The 18,807-nt window shown below is 38.3% G+C and carries 15 protein-coding genes; 2 read left to right on the top strand and 13 right to left on the bottom strand.

The features are described from left to right. Nucleotides 1–24: 24 nt before the first annotated feature. Entirely contained in the window at nucleotides 25–672 is a 648-nt protein-coding gene (locus tag VXM68_RS04785; protein ID WP_294186143.1) for a hypothetical protein, read from the top strand. Here the strand turns inward: VXM68_RS04785 and VXM68_RS04780 are convergent. The 11 genes from VXM68_RS04780 to polA form a co-directional block, all read right to left on the bottom strand. Further along, nucleotides 669–1,898 (bottom strand): FtsX-like permease family protein, encoded by a 1,230-nt coding sequence (locus VXM68_RS04780; protein ID WP_293957341.1) that lies wholly within the window; start codon nucleotides 1,896–1,898, stop codon nucleotides 669–671. The genes VXM68_RS04785 and VXM68_RS04780 overlap by 4 nt on opposite strands. Nucleotides 1,899–1,903: 5 nt before the next feature. Then, nucleotides 1,904–2,545: an MBL fold metallo-hydrolase gene (locus VXM68_RS04775; RefSeq protein ID WP_367210598.1), complete on the bottom strand. Its 642-nt coding sequence runs from the start codon at nucleotides 2,543–2,545 to the stop codon at nucleotides 1,904–1,906. 44 nt (nucleotides 2,546–2,589) lie between these two features. After that, entirely contained in the window at nucleotides 2,590–3,336 is a 747-nt protein-coding gene (locus tag VXM68_RS04770) for a shikimate dehydrogenase (RefSeq protein WP_367210597.1), read from the bottom strand. A gap of 98 nt (nucleotides 3,337–3,434) precedes the next feature. Continuing rightward, nucleotides 3,435–4,847, bottom strand: coding sequence for a tetratricopeptide repeat protein (locus tag VXM68_RS04765; RefSeq protein WP_293957338.1), 1,413 nt, complete (start codon nucleotides 4,845–4,847; stop codon nucleotides 3,435–3,437). A 181-nt stretch (nucleotides 4,848–5,028) separates the two neighbouring features. After that, on the bottom strand, nucleotides 5,029–6,417 hold the full coding sequence (locus VXM68_RS04760) for an OmpA family protein (protein ID WP_293957337.1): 1,389 nt from the start codon (nucleotides 6,415–6,417) through the stop codon (nucleotides 5,029–5,031). Nucleotides 6,418–6,660: 243 nt separating this feature from the next. Further along, on the bottom strand, nucleotides 6,661–7,671 hold the full coding sequence (locus VXM68_RS04755) for an inorganic phosphate transporter (RefSeq protein ID WP_293957336.1): 1,011 nt from the start codon (nucleotides 7,669–7,671) through the stop codon (nucleotides 6,661–6,663). 36 nt (nucleotides 7,672–7,707) lie between these two features. Beyond that, entirely contained in the window at nucleotides 7,708–8,355 is a 648-nt protein-coding gene (locus tag VXM68_RS04750; RefSeq protein ID WP_209582087.1) for a DUF47 domain-containing protein, read from the bottom strand. 89 nt (nucleotides 8,356–8,444) lie between these two features. Further along, nucleotides 8,445–9,482 (bottom strand): ATP-binding protein, encoded by a 1,038-nt coding sequence (locus tag VXM68_RS04745; RefSeq protein WP_293957335.1) that lies wholly within the window; start codon nucleotides 9,480–9,482, stop codon nucleotides 8,445–8,447. A gap of 63 nt (nucleotides 9,483–9,545) precedes the next feature. Beyond that, nucleotides 9,546–10,199 (bottom strand): phosphatidylserine decarboxylase family protein, encoded by a 654-nt coding sequence (locus VXM68_RS04740; RefSeq protein ID WP_294186133.1) that lies wholly within the window; start codon nucleotides 10,197–10,199, stop codon nucleotides 9,546–9,548. 24 nt (nucleotides 10,200–10,223) lie between these two features. Then, complete coding sequence (locus VXM68_RS04735; protein ID WP_294186131.1) at nucleotides 10,224–11,354, bottom strand: toxin-antitoxin system YwqK family antitoxin; 1,131 nt, start codon at nucleotides 11,352–11,354, stop codon at nucleotides 10,224–10,226. A 4-nt stretch (nucleotides 11,355–11,358) separates the two neighbouring features. Beyond that, complete coding sequence (polA, locus tag VXM68_RS04730) at nucleotides 11,359–14,160, bottom strand: DNA polymerase I (RefSeq protein WP_367210596.1); 2,802 nt, start codon at nucleotides 14,158–14,160, stop codon at nucleotides 11,359–11,361. A gap of 107 nt (nucleotides 14,161–14,267) precedes the next feature. Between polA and rsgA the strand changes: the two genes are divergently transcribed. After that, nucleotides 14,268–15,188, top strand: coding sequence for a ribosome small subunit-dependent GTPase A (rsgA, locus tag VXM68_RS04725; protein ID WP_294186127.1), 921 nt, complete (start codon nucleotides 14,268–14,270; stop codon nucleotides 15,186–15,188). Nucleotides 15,189–15,311: 123 nt separating this feature from the next. Here rsgA and VXM68_RS04720 read toward each other — a convergent pair whose 3' ends face one another. After that, nucleotides 15,312–17,759, bottom strand: coding sequence for a hypothetical protein (locus VXM68_RS04720; protein ID WP_367210595.1), 2,448 nt, complete (start codon nucleotides 17,757–17,759; stop codon nucleotides 15,312–15,314). Continuing rightward, entirely contained in the window at nucleotides 17,725–18,762 is a 1,038-nt protein-coding gene (locus tag VXM68_RS04715) for a hypothetical protein (protein ID WP_294186123.1), read from the bottom strand. Before VXM68_RS04715 ends, VXM68_RS04720 begins: the two co-directional genes overlap by 35 nt. Nucleotides 18,763–18,807: the final 45 nt, after the last annotated feature.

The raw sequence follows: 18,807 nt of genomic DNA, 5'->3' as shown, positions 1-18,807 counted from the left end.
GCTACTTTTGTTTAAATTTGTTCTATGAAGTTGCTGATTTCAATATTTCTTATCACCCTTTTGACTTTTTTCTTTTCCGCATCACATGCTCAGGAAAGGAAGATTGTTCAATATTCCGGTATTGTCACAACAGTTGGATCTGGGCTACCGGTAGGTTATGCAACAGTCACTAATTTATCTTTCAGAAATGAAGCATTTGCCGCAAATAATGAGGGTTATTTTTCTTTTGTAGCACATGTAGGGGATACCATTCGTTTTACATCTGTGGGGTTTGATCCACTAACGGTCACTATTCCTGAAGTCAAGGGCGACAAGTATACAGCAAATATCGTTATGCAAAATCTCGTTACGGAACTACCGATGGTAACCCCATACCCCTGGGCGAGCATTGAAGAGTTCAATATTGCCTTTATGAATCTTGACGTTTCTGAAGATAATATTGTGAGAGTAAGAAGATCCTTATCTTATGAATCTTTAGCTGCAATGGCTGCAGTAATACCGCGTGATGGAAACGAAATGCGATCAATTAACAATGCGCAGAGCTTCAATACGATGAATAATAAGGTCATCAATCAGCGATATGCTAATCCGTTGTTAAATCCTTTTGCTTGGGGTAATTTAATCCAGCAAATTACTAAGGGAAGTAAGAGCCGAAAAACTTCAAATTATTAATTTGTTGTCTTCAATTTGCTTAATTCTTTGACGCTTACTTTGGCAGAAAAGTAAGAGACTAGCGCAGAAATGCCAGTGACTGTTACAAAAACCAAAAGGTAGTCGCTCCATTGACTTACCATAGGGTAACTGTCAATAATCGTATTTGCACCATCTTCTACGCGAATAATTCCATAAGTTGATTGTACATAATTAAATATTGCACCTATCAATAGCCCTAAGAAACAACCGATAACAGCTATCATGAGGCCTTCATAAAAAAAGATGCGTTGAATCAGGTCATTACCACCGCCGAGACCTTTCAGAATCGTCATATCCTTTTGCTTGTCCAGTACAAGCATTGTTAGTGAACCCACAATGTTAAATATTGCAATAACGCTAATCAAGGTCAATATAAAGAAAACCACCCATCGTTCTACGCGTACATTTTTATATAAAGTTGGATTTTGTTCTTCTCTATTCTTTACGATATAATCAGGCCCGATTTTCTGTTGTAATAGCCGCTCGAACGCATTGATGTCTACGCCATCTTTTAGATAAAATTCGATTGATGAGACACGCTGATATTCTCCAAGAACCTCTTGGGCAAATGAGATTGGGGTAATGATCAAATTGTCGAAATCTTGTTGATAACGCAATACTGCGCCCGGAGTAATCGATCGTATATTAAATTCCTCAGCAGGATTTGATGAATTTTTCACCCCTTTTCTCGGAGAATATACTTGAATTTGCTCAGCAGGTTTTTGTAATGGAATCCCCAGGTTGGCCTGAACACTTGCGCCTAGAATGGCCAGATTAATAGAATCGTGTTTAAGCTCATATTGACCGTCTACAATAATACTGTCTCCGGTTGTTTTACTTAGTGATTGCGGCTCAATTCCTTTTATATTAGCAATAAATTGTCTATTTGAATATTGCAGTAATACCTTTTCTTGTAGAACTTCCGTGTAATGAATCACATTGGGGTCTTTTCTTAATTCATCAAAAGCTGCACTTTTTGTATCGAAAAGTTTTCCCTTGGAGGGTTCTATCTTGAGTTCTGGAGCAAACTTACTGTACATAGACAAAATAAGTTGTTCCATTCCATTGAAGGAGGAAAGCAATATAATCAATGCAGCACTACTTACCATTACACCGATTACACTAATGGATGAGATAATATTAATGGCGTTGACAGATTTCTTGGAAAAAAGATATCTTTTAGCAAATAGAAAGGGCAGATTCATGACTTTTATTGTCGAATAAAAGGATTGGAATTTTTTTCAAAGCCAATCGTTGTGGATGGCCCGTGCCCAGGATATACAACAGTATCATCGGGCAAAGTATAGAGTTTTGACTTTATACTATCCAAAAGCTGTTGATGATTGCCTCCTGGAAGATCTGTCCTACCTATGCTGTTGCGAAAGAGCACATCCCCTCCAATCAGAAATTTTTGATGAGCAGAGTAGAAACAAATATGTGCTGGAGAATGACCCGGTGCCAGAATGACTTCTAGTTCGTCATTCTCCAAGTAAATGGTATCACCGTCATTTAAAAATGTTTCTCCAATTGGAGAGATGTCATATCGGATGCCCATTTGAGGGGCATAATTCTGAACAGCTACTAAAATAGGTACTTCACCTTGATGAAACTGTGGCAACAAACCATATTTTTCATGAACAAAATTATTTCCTAAAACATGGTCAATATGGCAATGTGTATTTAATAGAAGTTTAGGTCGAAGCTTATTGTCGGCGACAAAACTTACTACTTCTTGCTGCTCGTGCTCTCCATACATGCCCGGATCAATGATAATTGCATTTCCAGACTCGTTGTATAGTAGGTAAGTATTTTCCTGATATGGATTGAAAGTAAATGATTTGATCGTAAGCATATAGGTAAAATTACTGATTTTATTGATTTCTTACTATGGAAAGATTAACTATTCCAAATTTCCCAATTCTTTTCCGCTTGAAGGACCAACATTTCATATCCATTTTTGATTCTGGCTCCCATTTGTTTACCTTTTCGTAAAAATGTAGTTTCCTCTGGGTTGTAAATGAGATCATAACAAAGATGGTTCTCATTTAAAAATTCGTAAGGAATTGTTGGCGATTGTTCTGTATGGGGGAAAGTACCAACAGGTGAACAGTTAATAATCACCGTATGGTCTGCTAGGATAGCAGCATCCAATTCATCATAAGTCAATTGGTCTGCGCTCTTTGTTCTGCTTACGAGAGAATGCATTATTCCAAGTCTATTCAGCGCATAAATTACTGCCTTTGCAGCACCACCATTGCCTAATATTAAGGCTTTTTTATCAAATTGGGGATTGATTAACGGTTTTAATGAAGCCTCAAAACCATAGGCATCAGTATTGTAGCCTTTTAGCTTTGTTGTGCCATCTACAGTATGGCTGATTCGAATACAATTGACGGCTTGAATTGCGCTGGCCTCTTCCGAAAGCTCATCCAAATAATCCATAACTTCAATTTTGTAAGGAATGGTCACATTCACACCATAGAAATCTTTGTTGGAGGCAATTTTTGAAAAATCAGCTATTTGAGGGATGGGATATAAGTCATAATCCACATCGATTATTTGCTCTTGGCGGAATTTTTCTAAATAATATTTTTTTGAAAAAGAATGCCCTAATGGGTATCCTATTAGCCCTAGTTTTTTCATTTAAAGTGGGAAGATTAGATTGTTGGAATATGAATGGCGCTTTTATTTTGATATCCGGTCATACTTTGGCGATGACCGGATATAGTGCCTATACTATATTAATCTTTCGGCTTTGTATATTTTTTGACAATTTCAATAATAATCTGATTTCCCTGAAGCTGTGGGAGATAATCAAAAAGGATATGATACTTATCCGGGTCAGTTGCTAAACCAAGTTCCAAAAAGTTTAGTGCGTCGTTATATTGTCCATTGGCGAATAGATATGCAACAATCCGGTAGTATAACTCTGCCGCATTCGGATTCTGTGTGATCGCATCGGAAATTACATCTATAGCTTCTTCAATTTTACTTTGTTCAAATAGAATTGAGGAATAATCCAGCCATGCATCGATATCAGTTGGATTTAAGCTAACGACTCTTTTATAAGCTTCTTCTGCTAGGTCTATTTGCTGTAATTTATATCGTGCATCGGCGATTGCAAACCAGTAATCTGGATTTGTATCCTCCAGTTCCAATGCTTTTTTATAAAAGTGTAGCGATTCAAAGTAACGTTCTTCGAAATCTAGGGTAACCCCAATGCCAAACCAGGCATCCGCAAGTTCACCATCCAATTTGACTGCCTTTTTATAGTAGTTTCGAGCCTCTTCCATCTGCTCCAGTTTTTCATAACATTCACCTATTGCGCAATAGGTATCAGCACTGGGTTGCTCATATTCAAATGTTTGCTTGTATACGTCCAATGCTTCTTGGTAGCGATCTAAATTGACCAAGGCATTTCCCTTATTGAAATAAGCTGAAGAAAAGTCATCCTTGATCAATATTGCATAGTCATAAGCATCCAATGCTTCTTCAAACCGGCCGATCTTATGATATGAATTTCCCAAGTTATACCACGCGTAGTAGGAGTAAGGGTCTGAATCTATGTATTTCTTATAAAAGGAGATACTTTCTTCCTGTCTATCCAATACGTCATAACAATAAGCCAATTCATAAAGTGCTTCTTGGTAATCCATATTGAGTTCAAGAGCTTTTTTTAGATAAATGATGGCTTTATCATAATTCATTTGGGCCTGAAATATCATCGCAATATGGAAATACACCTCATCCTTATTGTCCAATAAAGGAAGAGCTTTAAACAGCTGTTCCAAGGCATCGTCGAATTTTCCAATACCTCCTAGTATACCGCCGCGGATCAAAAATATATCTCCTTCGGAGGCTTCTAATAGTTCCGCTTTATCCAATGCAGCGAGTGCATTCTGATATTGTTGAATCGTTGAAAACAGTTGCGCTTGTTTCAATAGAAATGTAATATCAAAGGGATGCTGGCTGATTGCGAATTCGGCGACCTGCAGCGCCTTAACAGGATCATTTTTTTCTGCGTAGTAATCAATAATTCCTTCAAAAGCTTTGGAGTCAAAAAAATACTGATCCTCGTTTCGAAGCATTTCCTCATATCTGTCCACCGAGATTTTTCTTTCTTCGGGGTTCTCAAATTCAAAATCCTCTTCCATTCTCAAAAGTTTAAAATCAGTATCCTGTTCTTTAATTCAAAATACTAATTTCTTATCTAATTTAATGGAACTAATTTTCCACAAATTGGATATCGTTCACAAAGTTAAGGATAAATACGTGTAAAATGTAAAAGCCGGCTTAATAGCCGGCTTTTACTATAATGGTATATATTGTATACAATTATTTTTTGATCTCAACGCGACGGTTTTGAACGCGACCTTCTTCAGTAGCATTAGATGCAACTGGATTTTTCTCTCCGTAACCGTTAGCAGTGATGCTTGATGAAGAAACACCAGCATTTACTAAGTATTGTTTTACAGAGTTAGCACGGTCTTTAGATAAAGTCATGTTATAAGCTTCAGAACCTTCAGCAGATGCATAACCATCTAATTGTACAGATGCATTGTTATCACGTAACTCTTTAGCCAATTTGTCTAATGTAGAGTAAGATGAAGTTTTCAATACTGAGCTATCAAATTCGAATTGAATTGGAGCATAGTAACCGTTAGAAGTAGTAGAGCTAACAACTGGCTCTGGGAATTTGATTGGACATCCTGAACCATCTACTGGAGTACCAGCTGGAGTTCCAGGGCATTTATCAAATTTATCAGATACACCGTCACCATCAGCATCAGCGCTTAATGTGTTAACTGTACCTTCTAAAGTGCTTACACGTTGTTTTAATGCTTCAACTTCGTTTCTCAATGAAGGATCTTTCAACTCATCGTACATTGTAGCAACTGGGTTAGCAAAAGTCAAGTTTTGTTTGTCTCTTGAACCTAGAGTGAATTCTAAACCAGCCATTACTGTAGAGAATTTACCTTTGTAGTCTGTACGAGCTGGACCATACAATAAGTTATCATCAGTGAAGTTCATCGTGTAACCTAAGTTCAACGCAACTACTTCAGATAATTTAAATTTAGCACCAACACCTACTGGAACGAAAGCTGTTAATTTGTTGTCGCGGTCGCCTTTGCGTTCGCGATCTCCAAAAATACTTGATCCCCATTTCTGACCATCAGGATTGTTCGCTACATTATATACTTCTGTACCTGTGAAGTCATTATTAGCAAATTGAATAGGATTATTTGCTAATACTCCTAAACCTACTTTAGCATAGAAGTTAACTGCATTTTCTCTTCTCAAGAAATCGATAGTACCTAATTGGAATACACCGTTCAAGCTAGCAGCCCAGTTTACGTCAGTTTGTACCGATTTTGCACCCAAAGAATTTTCTGCAATAGGTCCAGATTGATTGTGATTGTAAGTTTTGATCTTACCACGGTTTGCTTCTAATTCTAAACCGAAAGTGTGAGAGAATTGTTTACGAATAGTTAATCCGTAGTATTCACCAACTTTGTTTTGGAAGTAACCTACTTTTTGTCCAAAAGCATTTGATCCAGGAAGAATTGTGTTTGGTGTAGTAATACCACCTTGCACACCGATAGACCAAGTTCTGTATTGTGATCTACCACCGAATACTTGTTGAGCTTGTGCTGTACCAGCAAAACCTAAAGCGGCAACTAATGTAGCAGCAACAGCTGTTTTTTTAATTGTAGAATAGTTCATACTCTTGTTTTTAAGGTTATTATTAATTTTAATTGTTTTCAAACTTAATTATCTTTTATCAACACTTGGAACAGTACAATTGCCGTGCCAAAGTCTTAAAGTTATGTTAAATATTTTGTTTCCGCTATATTTTGTACTAAATTAAGGATTTAATGTGAAACAACAAAACAAAAATCCGCTACGAAAGTACCAAATTTTTGTTTTGTTTCAATACGTTTAAGAAAAAAATTAAGGTTTTTTTTTCTAAAGCAAATAATGTACAATCAATAGCGACAATCCACCTAACACGGCTGAAACCGGAATCGTTAATATCCAAGCCCATAACAAACTGATTGTGACACCCCAGCGTACGGCCGAAACACGTTTAACGACACCAACGCCTATGATTGCTCCTGTAATAGTATGTGTTGTAGAAGCCGGAATACCAAAATGTTCAGTAATACCTAATGTAACCGCTCCCGCTGATTCAGCACAAACACCTTCCAGTGGGGTAACCTTTGTGATTTTGGTTCCCATTGTTTTTACTATTTTCCATCCACCACTCATCGTTCCAGCTGCAATAGCCGCATAACAAGTTAATGGAATCCATTCCGGCATGTGTTCTGTCGTTGGGACATAACCACCCGCTACCATAGCCACCAGGATAATTCCCATTACTTTCTGAGCGTCGTTACCCCCGTGTGCAAAACTTAGTGCTGCAGAGGAAACAAGTTGTAATATTTTGAACCATTTTTCGGCAACACTTGGTCTGGAGTTTTTCGCCAGATTAATGACCAGTAGGGTAATGATGACGGAAATCGTCATACCTATGATCGGAGCGAGCACGATAAAAGCAATAATCTTTAGGGTAGCATCAATATTGATAGCATGAATTGGATCTGCACCCAGAATAAATGCATAAGCCATACCAGAACCAGCAAATCCCCCGATAAGCGTGTGTGAAGAACTTGATGGTACGCCGTAATACCATGTGAACAAGTTCCAGCCAATTGCTGCTAATAATCCCGCAAAAATTACTTCTAATGTAATGTATTCTTCCAATACTGTTTTTGCAATGGTATTGGCGACCTTATGGTCTGTAAAGTAGAAGTAAGCGGCAAAGTTGAATATTGCAGCCCATAAAACTGCCATTGCTGGCGTTAAAACTTTTGTTGATACAACTGTCGCAATGGAATTGGCTGCATCATGGAATCCATTGATGTAGTCAAAAGCAATTGCCAGGACAATCACGACAACGAGTAATGTTGACATCATAATCTCGTAGAATTTTTGTGCACTTATATCGAATGATTATGCGTTTTTAACTAGAATGCTTTCTAATACGTTAGCAACATCCTCACACTTATCCGTTGCATCTTCCATTGCAGATAACACTTCTTTGTGTTTAATTAATGAAATTGCATCTTTTTCAAACTCAAATAGGTCAGCTACAGCCTTATCAAAGATATAATCTGCTTTGTTTTCAACACTGTTGATTCGCACGCATGAATCTGTAATGTTTCGGATATTTTTTAAGTCTCTAAGCTCATGAATAGCTTTTGACACATGTTCAGTGGCTTCAACCAACAAGTCCGCAATTTCTATCATTGGTTCAGTCGCTTTTTCAACTTTGTAAAGGTCCATTCTGTTGGCAGCACCGTGAATAAAATCGGCTACATCATCCAATGAACTTGCCAAAGAGTGTATATCTTCGCGATCGAAAGGAGTGATGAAATTCTTTCCTAACTCCAAATGAATTTGATGTGTGATATTGTCGCCCTTGTGCTCCAAATCTTCCATCTTGCGCGTAAAATCTTTTTTCTTCTCAGGATTGCTTGAGTTTACAATATCTTTTAACAACTTTGACATCTCGATCAAATTGTTGCCGGCTTGTTCAAACAAAGGGAAGAATTTTTTGTCCTTTGGAACGAAGTACTGAAAAATGCTATTTAAAGACATATCTTAAAATTATTTTTACAAAAGTAATACCTTAATGTTAAGTTAATGTTAACATTGATTTTGTTTAAACACAAAAGTGTCATCATTGTTTAGTTTCCGGCTTGCACGTTTTGTAACGTAAACCCAAATGTGGTTCCGATACCTTCCGTACTGCGCACATTGACATTTTGCTGATGTGCTTCAACAATATGCTTAACGATTGCTAGCCCTAACCCAGACCCTCCTATATCGCGTGATCGGCTTTTGTCAGTTCGGAAAAAACGTTCAAATACGCGGCTGAGATTTTTTTCCTCAATGCCATAGCCGTCGTCTGTAATTTCGATAAGAACCTGCTCAAATAATGGGAAAATCTTAATTTTTGTTGTTCCACCTTCTTTTCCATATTTCAATGAGTTGTCTATCAAATTGTACAGTACTTGATGTATTTTATTGCGGTCTGCCTTCACCCAATGTGGTGTGCCGGCCTTAGGTCTGAATTCGATTTTGATGTTGTGCTGTTTGGCTTTGTCTTCAAGGGATTCTGAGGTGTCTTTGATCAGGTCGACAATATCAAATTTTTCGATATTAAGAACCATTTTGCCAGATTCCAATTTAGATATCTCATCCAGATCAAGAATTAGATAATTAAGGCGATCAAGATTTCGGGCAGCTTTGTTGAGGAAATTTTTTGCCATTTCCATATCCTCTTCCATAAGGCCGTCCTGCAGCGTCTCAATGTAGCCCTGTGTAGCAAAGAGTGGTGTTTTGAATTCATGGGAAATGTTGGATAGAAACTCTCTTCGAAATTTTTCCTGTGATTTTAATTGTTCTATCTCGTTTTTTTTATCTTTTGCCCATGCTTTGACTTCATTTTCAGCATCTGTAATGGGGTCCTCGCTGATATGTTCTCCGATGGCATCTTTAAGATCTTTGCCAAGTTTGAGATTGTGAATGAGTTTATACATGGTGTTGAGACGCCGATATATATACTTCTCAAATAAATAGTTAAATAGAAGAAAACTCGTTACCACCGCAACACAGAAAATGATCAATGCTGTCTGCAGCTCGTGTTTATAATAAAAGCTGATTGTGGATATTGCAACACCAACCGCTGCTGAGTTTGTCAATAATAATTGTCTAAAATTCATTTGTTGAATAAAAAAGGCCCCTAATTTGGAGCCTAAGTTACTTATAATGATATTAATAAATTGTTAAAATTTCCCAATGATGGTTTTAGCTCCTGTAACTTTATCACCAATGTTGACATTGATTTCAGTGCCCAAAGGGAGGAATAAATCTACGCGGGAACCAAATTTGATAAAACCAAACTCATTACCTTGCACCACTTCGTCATTTTCTTTTATATACCATACAATACGGCGCGCTAGGGCTCCCGCAATTTGACGGAAAAGAACCTCTCTCCCTGCTTTATCTTTGACAACGACCGTTGTTCTTTCGTTATCGGTGGATGATTTGGGATGCCAGGCCACTAAAAATTTTCCAGGATGATATTTAAAGAATGTAACCAAACCACTAATAGGATTTCTGTTAACGTGTACATTAACTGGCGACATAAAAATCGAAACTTGAATACGTTTATCGTGGAAATATTCATTTTCTTCAGTCTCTTCGATAACAACAACTTTCCCGTCAGCCGGACAAAGAATGACCCCATCTTCTGGATTGAACACTTTTTTAGGGCTTCTGAAGAACTGAACAACTGTAATAAACAAGAATGCTGATAGGGCATAAATAAACCATTTGACATATTGCGAAGCATCATAATAATCCGCAACTGCATTGATAATAAAGATAAAAAGTACAGCGATTGCTAATGTGGTGTATCCTTCTTTATGAAATTTCATATCTATTTATTTCTGCAAAGATAGTTATTTACTCGAATTGTCTATTTGTCTTTCAATTTTAATTGAATGGGTATATACTTTTCCATCATTCCCCGTTGTAATACTCCCAGAAACTTTAATGAGGTCATCCTGTGGCTTATTCTCTTTATATGTAGGAAAATAGAAGTCAATGCTTTTTGCAATTCCGCTTAAGATTCCATCGAAAGATTCACTCCCCGAATCTGAAACTAACTTAAGGTTTCTCAGATTAGCCATTCCTGTTTTCTTTACCTCCACCAGGTATGAGAAGTTTACTTGTTGGGTAATTTCAATCCCCTTTTTATTGAGATTATCGTTAAATCGTTTCGCGAGGAAAGCATAAAAGTTAGCATAGTCATCAAAGCTGCACGATTTGCTATTAAATAGTTCTGCCCGCATGAAATAGTCATAAGGGAGGATGCTTAGCGACAAAAAATCTTCACTGTTAAGTTCTCCATTGTCATCATACGTTGTCGTAAGCACACCATTTGAAAACCGTTGTGTCATAGCATACACAGGCTGCTGGCCAACATTATAAAAATACGTATTCCAGTTTCCCTGGGGCTTGCCATTTTTCACCTTCCCTTTACGTAGGTAAAAATCAAACCCAAATTCGGTAAAGCCTTCAAAAGGAATGGAAAATTCATAATTGCCCTCACCATCCGTTACTTCTTGCCTTCCCCTATTGTCCCAGTAATCTTTAATAAAGTAGCCTTGCTCGCTATATGTAATGGTTAACAACGGCTTTCCGTCAGGATAGTAAAATTTCCAGTCACCAGTAGGAAAATTATTTTGGAAAGTTACCTCCCATTTTAATACGCCGTTTGGATGATAAGCTTGAAACAAACCTTCTTTTTTACCGTCTGTGTAAGTTCCGACGAGTATTCTATTACCATTGGGCGCAAAATCGCGAAATTCACCGTCGAATGACTGTTTAGTGAAGTCGAATTTACTCACACGCTCAATGGATTTAAACTCGCACTCTTTCGACACCAGATAGTAGTATTTGTCGAAATAAAAACGAATCAGCCCCTGATCTAATTTTTCGTAGAATACAGGCTTCTCATCCTGTGCGTAAAGGGTTGTAAAACTGCACACAGAAATGAATAACAATAGATGGATGAGTTTTTTAATCATAATATTAGTGCGCTTCAAGCCAATTTTTGCCCTCTCCAATTTCTACAACCAAAGGTACATTTGTTTTGATTGCATTGGTCATTTTATCCTGTATGATTTCCTTAAAAAGCTGTATTTCGCTTTTAGGTATGTCAAAAACCAATTCGTCATGTACCTGCATGATCATTTTACCCGATAAGCCTTGCTGCTCAATTTCATTTTGAATGGCAATCATGGCAAGTTTAATCAAATCTGCGGCCGAACCCTGGATAGGTGCATTAATAGCATTTCTTTCCGCAAATCCCCGAACTGTCATATTTGCCGAATTGATATCTCTAAGATAACGCCTCCGCTTTAAAATTGTTTCAACATAACCCTTCTCTTTTGCAAACTCGATCGCATCACTCATATATCTTTTTATCCCTGTATATTGGTTAAAATACTCGTTGATGATATCCGATGCTTCTTTGCGTGAGATGCCAAGATTTTGGGAAAGACCAAATGCCGATTGACCATATATAATACCGAAGTTGACGGCTTTAGCGTTGCGGCGTTGTTCAGAAGTAACAGCATCAAAATCGGTATGATATACTTTTGCGGCTGTTGCCCGGTGGATATCATGACCTTGACTAAATGCCTCCATCATATTTTGATCGTTACTTAACTCGGCGATCAGGCGCAGTTCAATTTGCGAATAATCGGCTGATAGAATCACGTTCTCTTCAGATCGTGGAATAAACGCTTTTCTTACCTCTCTACCTCTTTCGGTACGTATCGGGATATTTTGTAAATTCGGATTAGTCGAACTCAGACGTCCAGTTGCAGCAACAGCTTGATTGTAAGATGTGTGAATTAATCCTGTTTCGGGGTTTATTAACTCCGGCAGTGCATCCACGTAAGTTGATTTTAGTTTTTGCATTTGCCTGAAGTTTAAAATATCTTGAACGATGTCTGATTTATGAGCTAACGCCAGTAATACATCTTCTCCCGTTTTGTACTGTCCCGTCTTTGTTTTTTTCGCTTTGGGATCCAACTGCAGTTTATCGAATAAAACTTCACCCAATTGTTTTGGGGAAGCAATGTTGAAATTTACACCTGCTTTTTCAAAAATAGATCCCTCGAGGTTTTTGATGTCCTGCTCCAAAGTTTTTGAAAATTCTTCGAGTGCCGGAACGTCAATTTTTACACCATTTCGTTCAATTTCAGCGAGTATATATACTAATGGGAATTCAACATCCTGAGCGAGTTCTATGGTGTCGGTCTCGATAAGGAGAGGTTGAAATATATTTTTTAACTGTAATGTGATATCTGCGTCTTCGGCTGCATATTCCTTAATTTTTTCAATCTCCACATCGCGCATGTTTCCTTGTTTCTTGCCTTTTTCCCCTATAAGCTCAGTGATGGATACTGGACTGTAATTAAGATAATTTTCTGCGAGGAGGTCCATACCATGACGGGTATCTGGATCAATCAGATAATGTGCAACCATCGTGTCAAAAAGAGGCCCTTTTACTTTTACACCATATCGTGCCAAAAGTAAAATATCATATTTGATATTTTGTCCCACTTTTTCGATGTTCGGATTTTCAAATACTGCCTTAAAAATATCGACTACAGCTTGTGCTCCTTCACGGTCTGCCGGAGTGGGAATATAGTAAGCTCTGGCATTTTCAAAGGAGAATGATAAGCCTACGATGTCCGCAAGATTAGCATCCAATCCTGTCGTTTCCGTATCGAAACAAAAACTATTCAAAGAAGACAGCTTTTCGGCAAGCTCTTTTTGTTTTTCTTGCGTATCGACCAAAACATATTCATGCGCGGTATTATGTATGTTATTTATTGCTGCATTTTCGACGCTTACTTCGGTAACAATTTCGGTCGTGGTAATTGTAGTTGTTGTTGTCGAAAATAAATCCATTTGGCCAGTTGTGGCGGCACTTCTGTCGAGAATGGAGAAATCTTCGCCGAAAACCCGCTTTCCAAGTGTTCTGAATTCTAGTTCCGCAAATAGTGGTTCAAGAATTTCTTTGTTTGGATCTTCCAGTTCAAGTGATTTTTCGTCAAGGTCAATTGGTACGTCCAATAAAATGGTAGCTAATTTTTTAGAGATAAGTCCTTGTTCAGCAAAGTTTTCCACGTTTTCGCGCATTTTTCCTTTGAGTTGATCCGCGTTAGCAATAATACCTTCGACAGATCCGTATTCCTGCACAAGTTTTTTTGCTGTTTTCTCACCGATGCCCGGTATACCCGGTATATTGTCTACAGCGTCACCCCAAAGGCCGAGGATATCGATGACTTGACAGACATTAGAAACTTCCCATTTTTCCAAAATTTCTTTGACACCTTGTACTTCTGCTCCGTTACCCATCCGGGCAGGTTTGTAGATAAAAATATTGTCCGATACGAGCTGGCCAAAATCTTTATCCGGTGTCATGCAATAGACCTGAAAATTTTGTTTTTCAGCTTTCTTTGCTAAGGTCCCGATAATATCATCTGCTTCGTACCCATCCATTGTAATAATCGGGATATTGAAGCCTTCGATTAAACGGTTTATATAGGGAATAGAGGACGCAAGATCCTCAGGCATAGACTCGCGGTGCGCTTTATAAGCTTCAAATTCAATATGTCGGGCGGTAGGAGCTGCGGTGTCAAACACTACTGCTATATGAGAAGGTTGCTGATTTTTCAATACGTCCAAAAGCGTATTGGTAAATCCCATGATTGCTCCTGTATTTAACCCATTTGAGGTAATTCGGGGAGTTTTGCTCAATGCAAAATAAGCTCTATATATAAGAGCCATTCCATCTAAAAGAAATAGTTTTTTCACAAAATTGAATTTTAGTGTCTATTGCAAAGGTAAGAAATTCATTAACGGGTAAGTTTAATAAATTTTTCCGATTTTTGCAGCATGACACATTTAATGCAGCAGGAGTTATGAGAGGATTGGTAACTAAATCGACCGGTAGTTGGTATCAGGTTTTGGGCGAAGATGATCGAAGATACGATTGTAGGATCAAAGGAAAATTTCGCACCAAAGGGATAAAAACAACGAATCCTGTCGCTGTTGGAGACTGGGTTCATTTTGAGGTGGAGCCGGATCGGGAAAGTGCCGTCATTTATGAATTGGAACCTCGTCGAAATTACATTATCCGTAAATCAGTCAATCTCTCCAAGCAAACCCAAATTATAGGAGCAAATTTGGATCAGGCATTTTTGGTGGTTACCTTGGCCTCTCCACCAACTTCCTTGGGATTTATTGATCGATTTTTAGTGACCACAGAAGCATATGGTATTCCGGCAGTAATAATATTCAATAAATTGGATCTGTTCAGTGATGAAGGATTGGAGGTTTTGGCAGACTATAAGGCAATTTATACGGGTGTCGGATATCCCTGCTTTGAGGTCTCTGCCTTAACGGGGATAAATATAGATGTGGTCAAGGAACTGCTTAAGGATAAAATAACATTAGTGTCAGGACATTCAGGAGTGGGTAAATCAACATTAATCAATGCGATTGTTCCAGCATATGGATTAAAGACCGGTGAAATCTCCGACTGGTCTGACAAGGGAAAGCATACGACCACTTTTGCTGAGATGTTCGATCTTCCTTTCGGCGGGAAGCTGATTGACACGCCAGGCATTCGTGAACTGGGCATTGTTGACATCGAGAAACAAGAACTATCTCATTTTTTTCCAGAGATGCGTGCTTTGATGAACCAGTGTCGATTTAATAATTGCAGACATATCAACGAACCTGGCTGTGTTATCATGGAAGCAGTGGAAGAAGGGCGGATCGAAAGTTCGCGCTACGATAGCTACCTCAGTATGTACCATAATGAAGATAGCAGAGCATAATTAACATAAAGGACTTCTTATTTTATCATCAGAAATGCCCCCAAAAAGTGGCTAACTTTTTGGGAACACTCCATACATGGGAAACAATTTCTATTCATGTGATTGAATCCTAATACAAAATGCCTAGCGTATCGCTTGGGTTAAATTTAAAAAGTCACGAAGATAGGTGCACTCTCGCGAAGCGATCGTAAAGAATGGTGTGTCTTTGTATTGTGCTCCCAACTCCTTGAAATATTTATTTTGCATCGCAAAGCGATAGAATGGATTCTTTAAAGGTGAGTCGTAGTATTGCCAACGGGACTCATTGGTATAAACAAAATCCTTCTGCTCACATTTGGCGAGCATAAAAGTGCATTTAGCTTTGAAATCCCTATCTGTACTGAGCGAACGGGCCTTGTTGTACCATTCTTTTGCTGATTTCGTTTGCAGGTAATTCCGTTGCCAGTGAAGTGTAGAAGCTGCGTGATTATCTATAGAAGACCATTCATAAGACACCATCGACCATGCATTTCCATAGGTACTTGTTTGGTAGATTCCTGTTGCCATTTGGAAATAATACTCGGCTTTTTTCTGGTTGTTCTTTTCCGTTTTTATGGCATTTTCCAAGCGTGCCATGCGTTCAGCATATTTTAGCTTAGTGGTGGACTGTTTGCCATATTTTTTTGGGTAATCATTTATAGTGACAATAAACGGATTGGGCTTGAGGTCTTCTTGCTCCTCGCTATACCAATTCTTAATTTCCATTTCCTTATGATCTTTAGGTAGCCCTGCAAGGGTTTTAGCGGCTTTCTGAAAGTCAAGTTCGCGCAAATAAGTCGTCCCTAATAATTCTGTGAGATAGTCTCGATTGAAATGCTTGATATCTTTCAGCAAAAATTTGGATAAGGTCTGCTGCTGGCCGTTATCTGTGAGCAAATTTCTGATCTTTAGTAACGTTTTGGGCGTTAGGCTATTTTCCCAGAAATGCATGGTTGACCATTGCATATTTTCCTCCAGTGAATCCTGCGCAAAACCATAGTTGTAAAAGATGTCAGCTTTCACCGCTGCCAAACTTGCCATGGCCGTATCCTGAGTATTCAAGTAATGTTTTACCACTAGGTTCTGTAAGATATTGCGGCATATTAAGCTATAGTTGCTGTGTTCAAAAGCATTATAATTCCATCTTGGTTCGTTAGTGTCATTTTTACCGTCAAGTTTGGCCTTCTCTTCCAACCAGGTCAATGTTTGGGTCAACTTGATCTCATCCAGTTGCTTGCTATTTTGCCAGTCGGTCAGTTGGGTCAATAAACGGGTAATTTGAAGCTGGTCAACCAATTTAGGGTTGAGTTCGGATTCTTTAATTTCTGAAAGATATTCCTTTGCCAATGTGTTTTCCTTATTTATCCAGCTTAAGTATGCTGCGGTAATAAGTCCTAGTTGCGGTTGCACATATTTTTTATCACGATAGAGCTGCAAGGCAAATGTGCGAACAGAATCCAGGTATTTTTTGGCGTCCCCTTTGTCCTCATTCCTTGAATAATAGGTATAGCTATCTCTATTGAGATAAAAAGACTCGTTCATTTCAGCTTCTATTTTGTTGACTTCGCGACCTAGTAAAACTGCATTTATGGGATTTGCTGGGTCAAGCTGATAACATTCGCTTAAATATTTCAGGGCACGACCGCTATTGCCGAAGCCTATAATGGCGTTAATGTTGAATTTGTCTGCATCATTTTTGGCGTATTGAAAAATCTCGGCATCACTCGCAGTGATATAGTGGAAATTGGAGTAAGCCAATATACGTCGTTCGGGACTCATGGTAAAGAGTTTAGAAAAGAGGTATGCAGCTTTTGCTCCATCACCATTTTTTCGCACAGCACCAGCATAATTCGACAGTGCCCAATTGAGAATGGCATCGTTCCCTTTTACAGGCCGCAGATACTTCTCATAGGTGGTCATACTGTTGGTATACTCATGCCCAAATAGGTATAAACGGGCTGCCTGATAAGCGTAGCGGATATAGAGGAAACTATTTTTTGGGTATTTGGCGATCTGCTGTTCGGCAAGTTCGGCAAATTGTATGATTTCTTTAAAATTTCGTGTATCAGGGTCCCAATAACTATGTTGGATATTGGTAATAGGCTCCTGTTTTTTGGTAAATATAAAATAAGCTCGCTCTGCCTCATGTTTTCCATCAATCAACGTCTTTAAGAAGGTGTTTCCACGAACAGAATCTGGCAAGTTTGACCAAGTAGATTTCTGTTGATTGCTCGCCAAATTGGCCGTTTCAGTATTACTCTTATACATCAATTGTTCGACATCACTAACTTTTACTGCCGATCCAAGATGCTTAACCCAAGCCTCCGCATTAATCAAGCTTTCTTTAACGGGCTCTTCATCACTATAGAGAAATTGGTACGGTATAAATTGAAAAGCCGAAAATCCATTGTCCTCAAGATGCGGCAAGTAATAAGTCGTTTGATTATCATAAGGGTCTATTTCTGGACCGCAGGCGATATTAGTTGCGATCTCTCCGAAGAAGAAAGCAAGTGTTGTGCTAGAAAGCAGCAATAATTTTTTGTAATTCGGCATTGCTATGTTTTGCTAGTGTAGCTTGATCTAAGTGATAAAAAATAATTCGATGTTCTTTTCCTTTCAATTCTCCCTTCAAAAATTTTGCCGTTTGTAAGAGATCTTCTTGGTTGACGGACTCAAATCGGATGATATCATCTTTTTTGAGATTGGCTTTAGGAAGGTCTTTTGTTAAGATGTAAAGATTGGTATTAGGGTTATGGGTGAATAAAGAAGTGTCTTTTATCTCTTCTTCACTGATATGTTTTGAAATGCCAATGTAGTTATTATTTCTAAAGACTACGAACCATTGAAATAAGGGTAAAGCAATGTCCATCTCAATAGGGTAACTGTGTAATGTTCCGCTGAGATAGGTTTTCAGATCTTTTTGGTTTATAATGGAATTCTGAGGGCCAAATTGTCTCAGATTTCCCATGTTATAACACATCAACATGACCTTTCGGACAGGGGGGACTCCACTCGTGACTATGTTTTTGACCTGATGTAGTCTTAATGTTGAGCTTACTAGAATATCTTTCAATGCGGGTAGATGCTGTAAGTAATTGAGAAGATAAAAGAATTTGTCACGCGAAGTTTTTGTCCAGTCGCAATCCAATTGGAGTTCCTTAAAATTCTCCTTTCCTGCCTGTTTTATTTTGGCTACAATAAATGGTACAATTTTATTAGCCAATGCCCGAATCTGAAGACTATCCATTTCCGTAAAAATACGCTGGTTGACAAATACTACGGGGATTACCTGCTGCTCTTTTGGTACGGGTTGGGTAAAGGTGATTGGGCTAATGGGAACGGCCTGTACACCCGAAGGGTCAAAGTCGATATCCATTATTCTCACATAAATAGATTGCGCATTAATTTCTTTTAGCGAGCGACTTTCTACAGTGTCTAACTGAAATACAGTCTTCCAAAAATAAAAACCTGTGTCATGCGATGTATTAGAACAGGATAGTGAAAAAAGTAATGTGGATAGTGCAAGAAATAAATATAGTTGTGATTTACGCAGCATATTTCCTTTATTTAGTCGTATGTCAAACAAAATGGGATTAATTTT

Source organism: Sphingobacterium sp. R2, from assembly GCF_040760075.1.
Taxonomy (GTDB): domain Bacteria; phylum Bacteroidota; class Bacteroidia; order Sphingobacteriales; family Sphingobacteriaceae; genus Sphingobacterium.
This window is presented reverse-complemented; position numbering and strand designations above follow the sequence as displayed.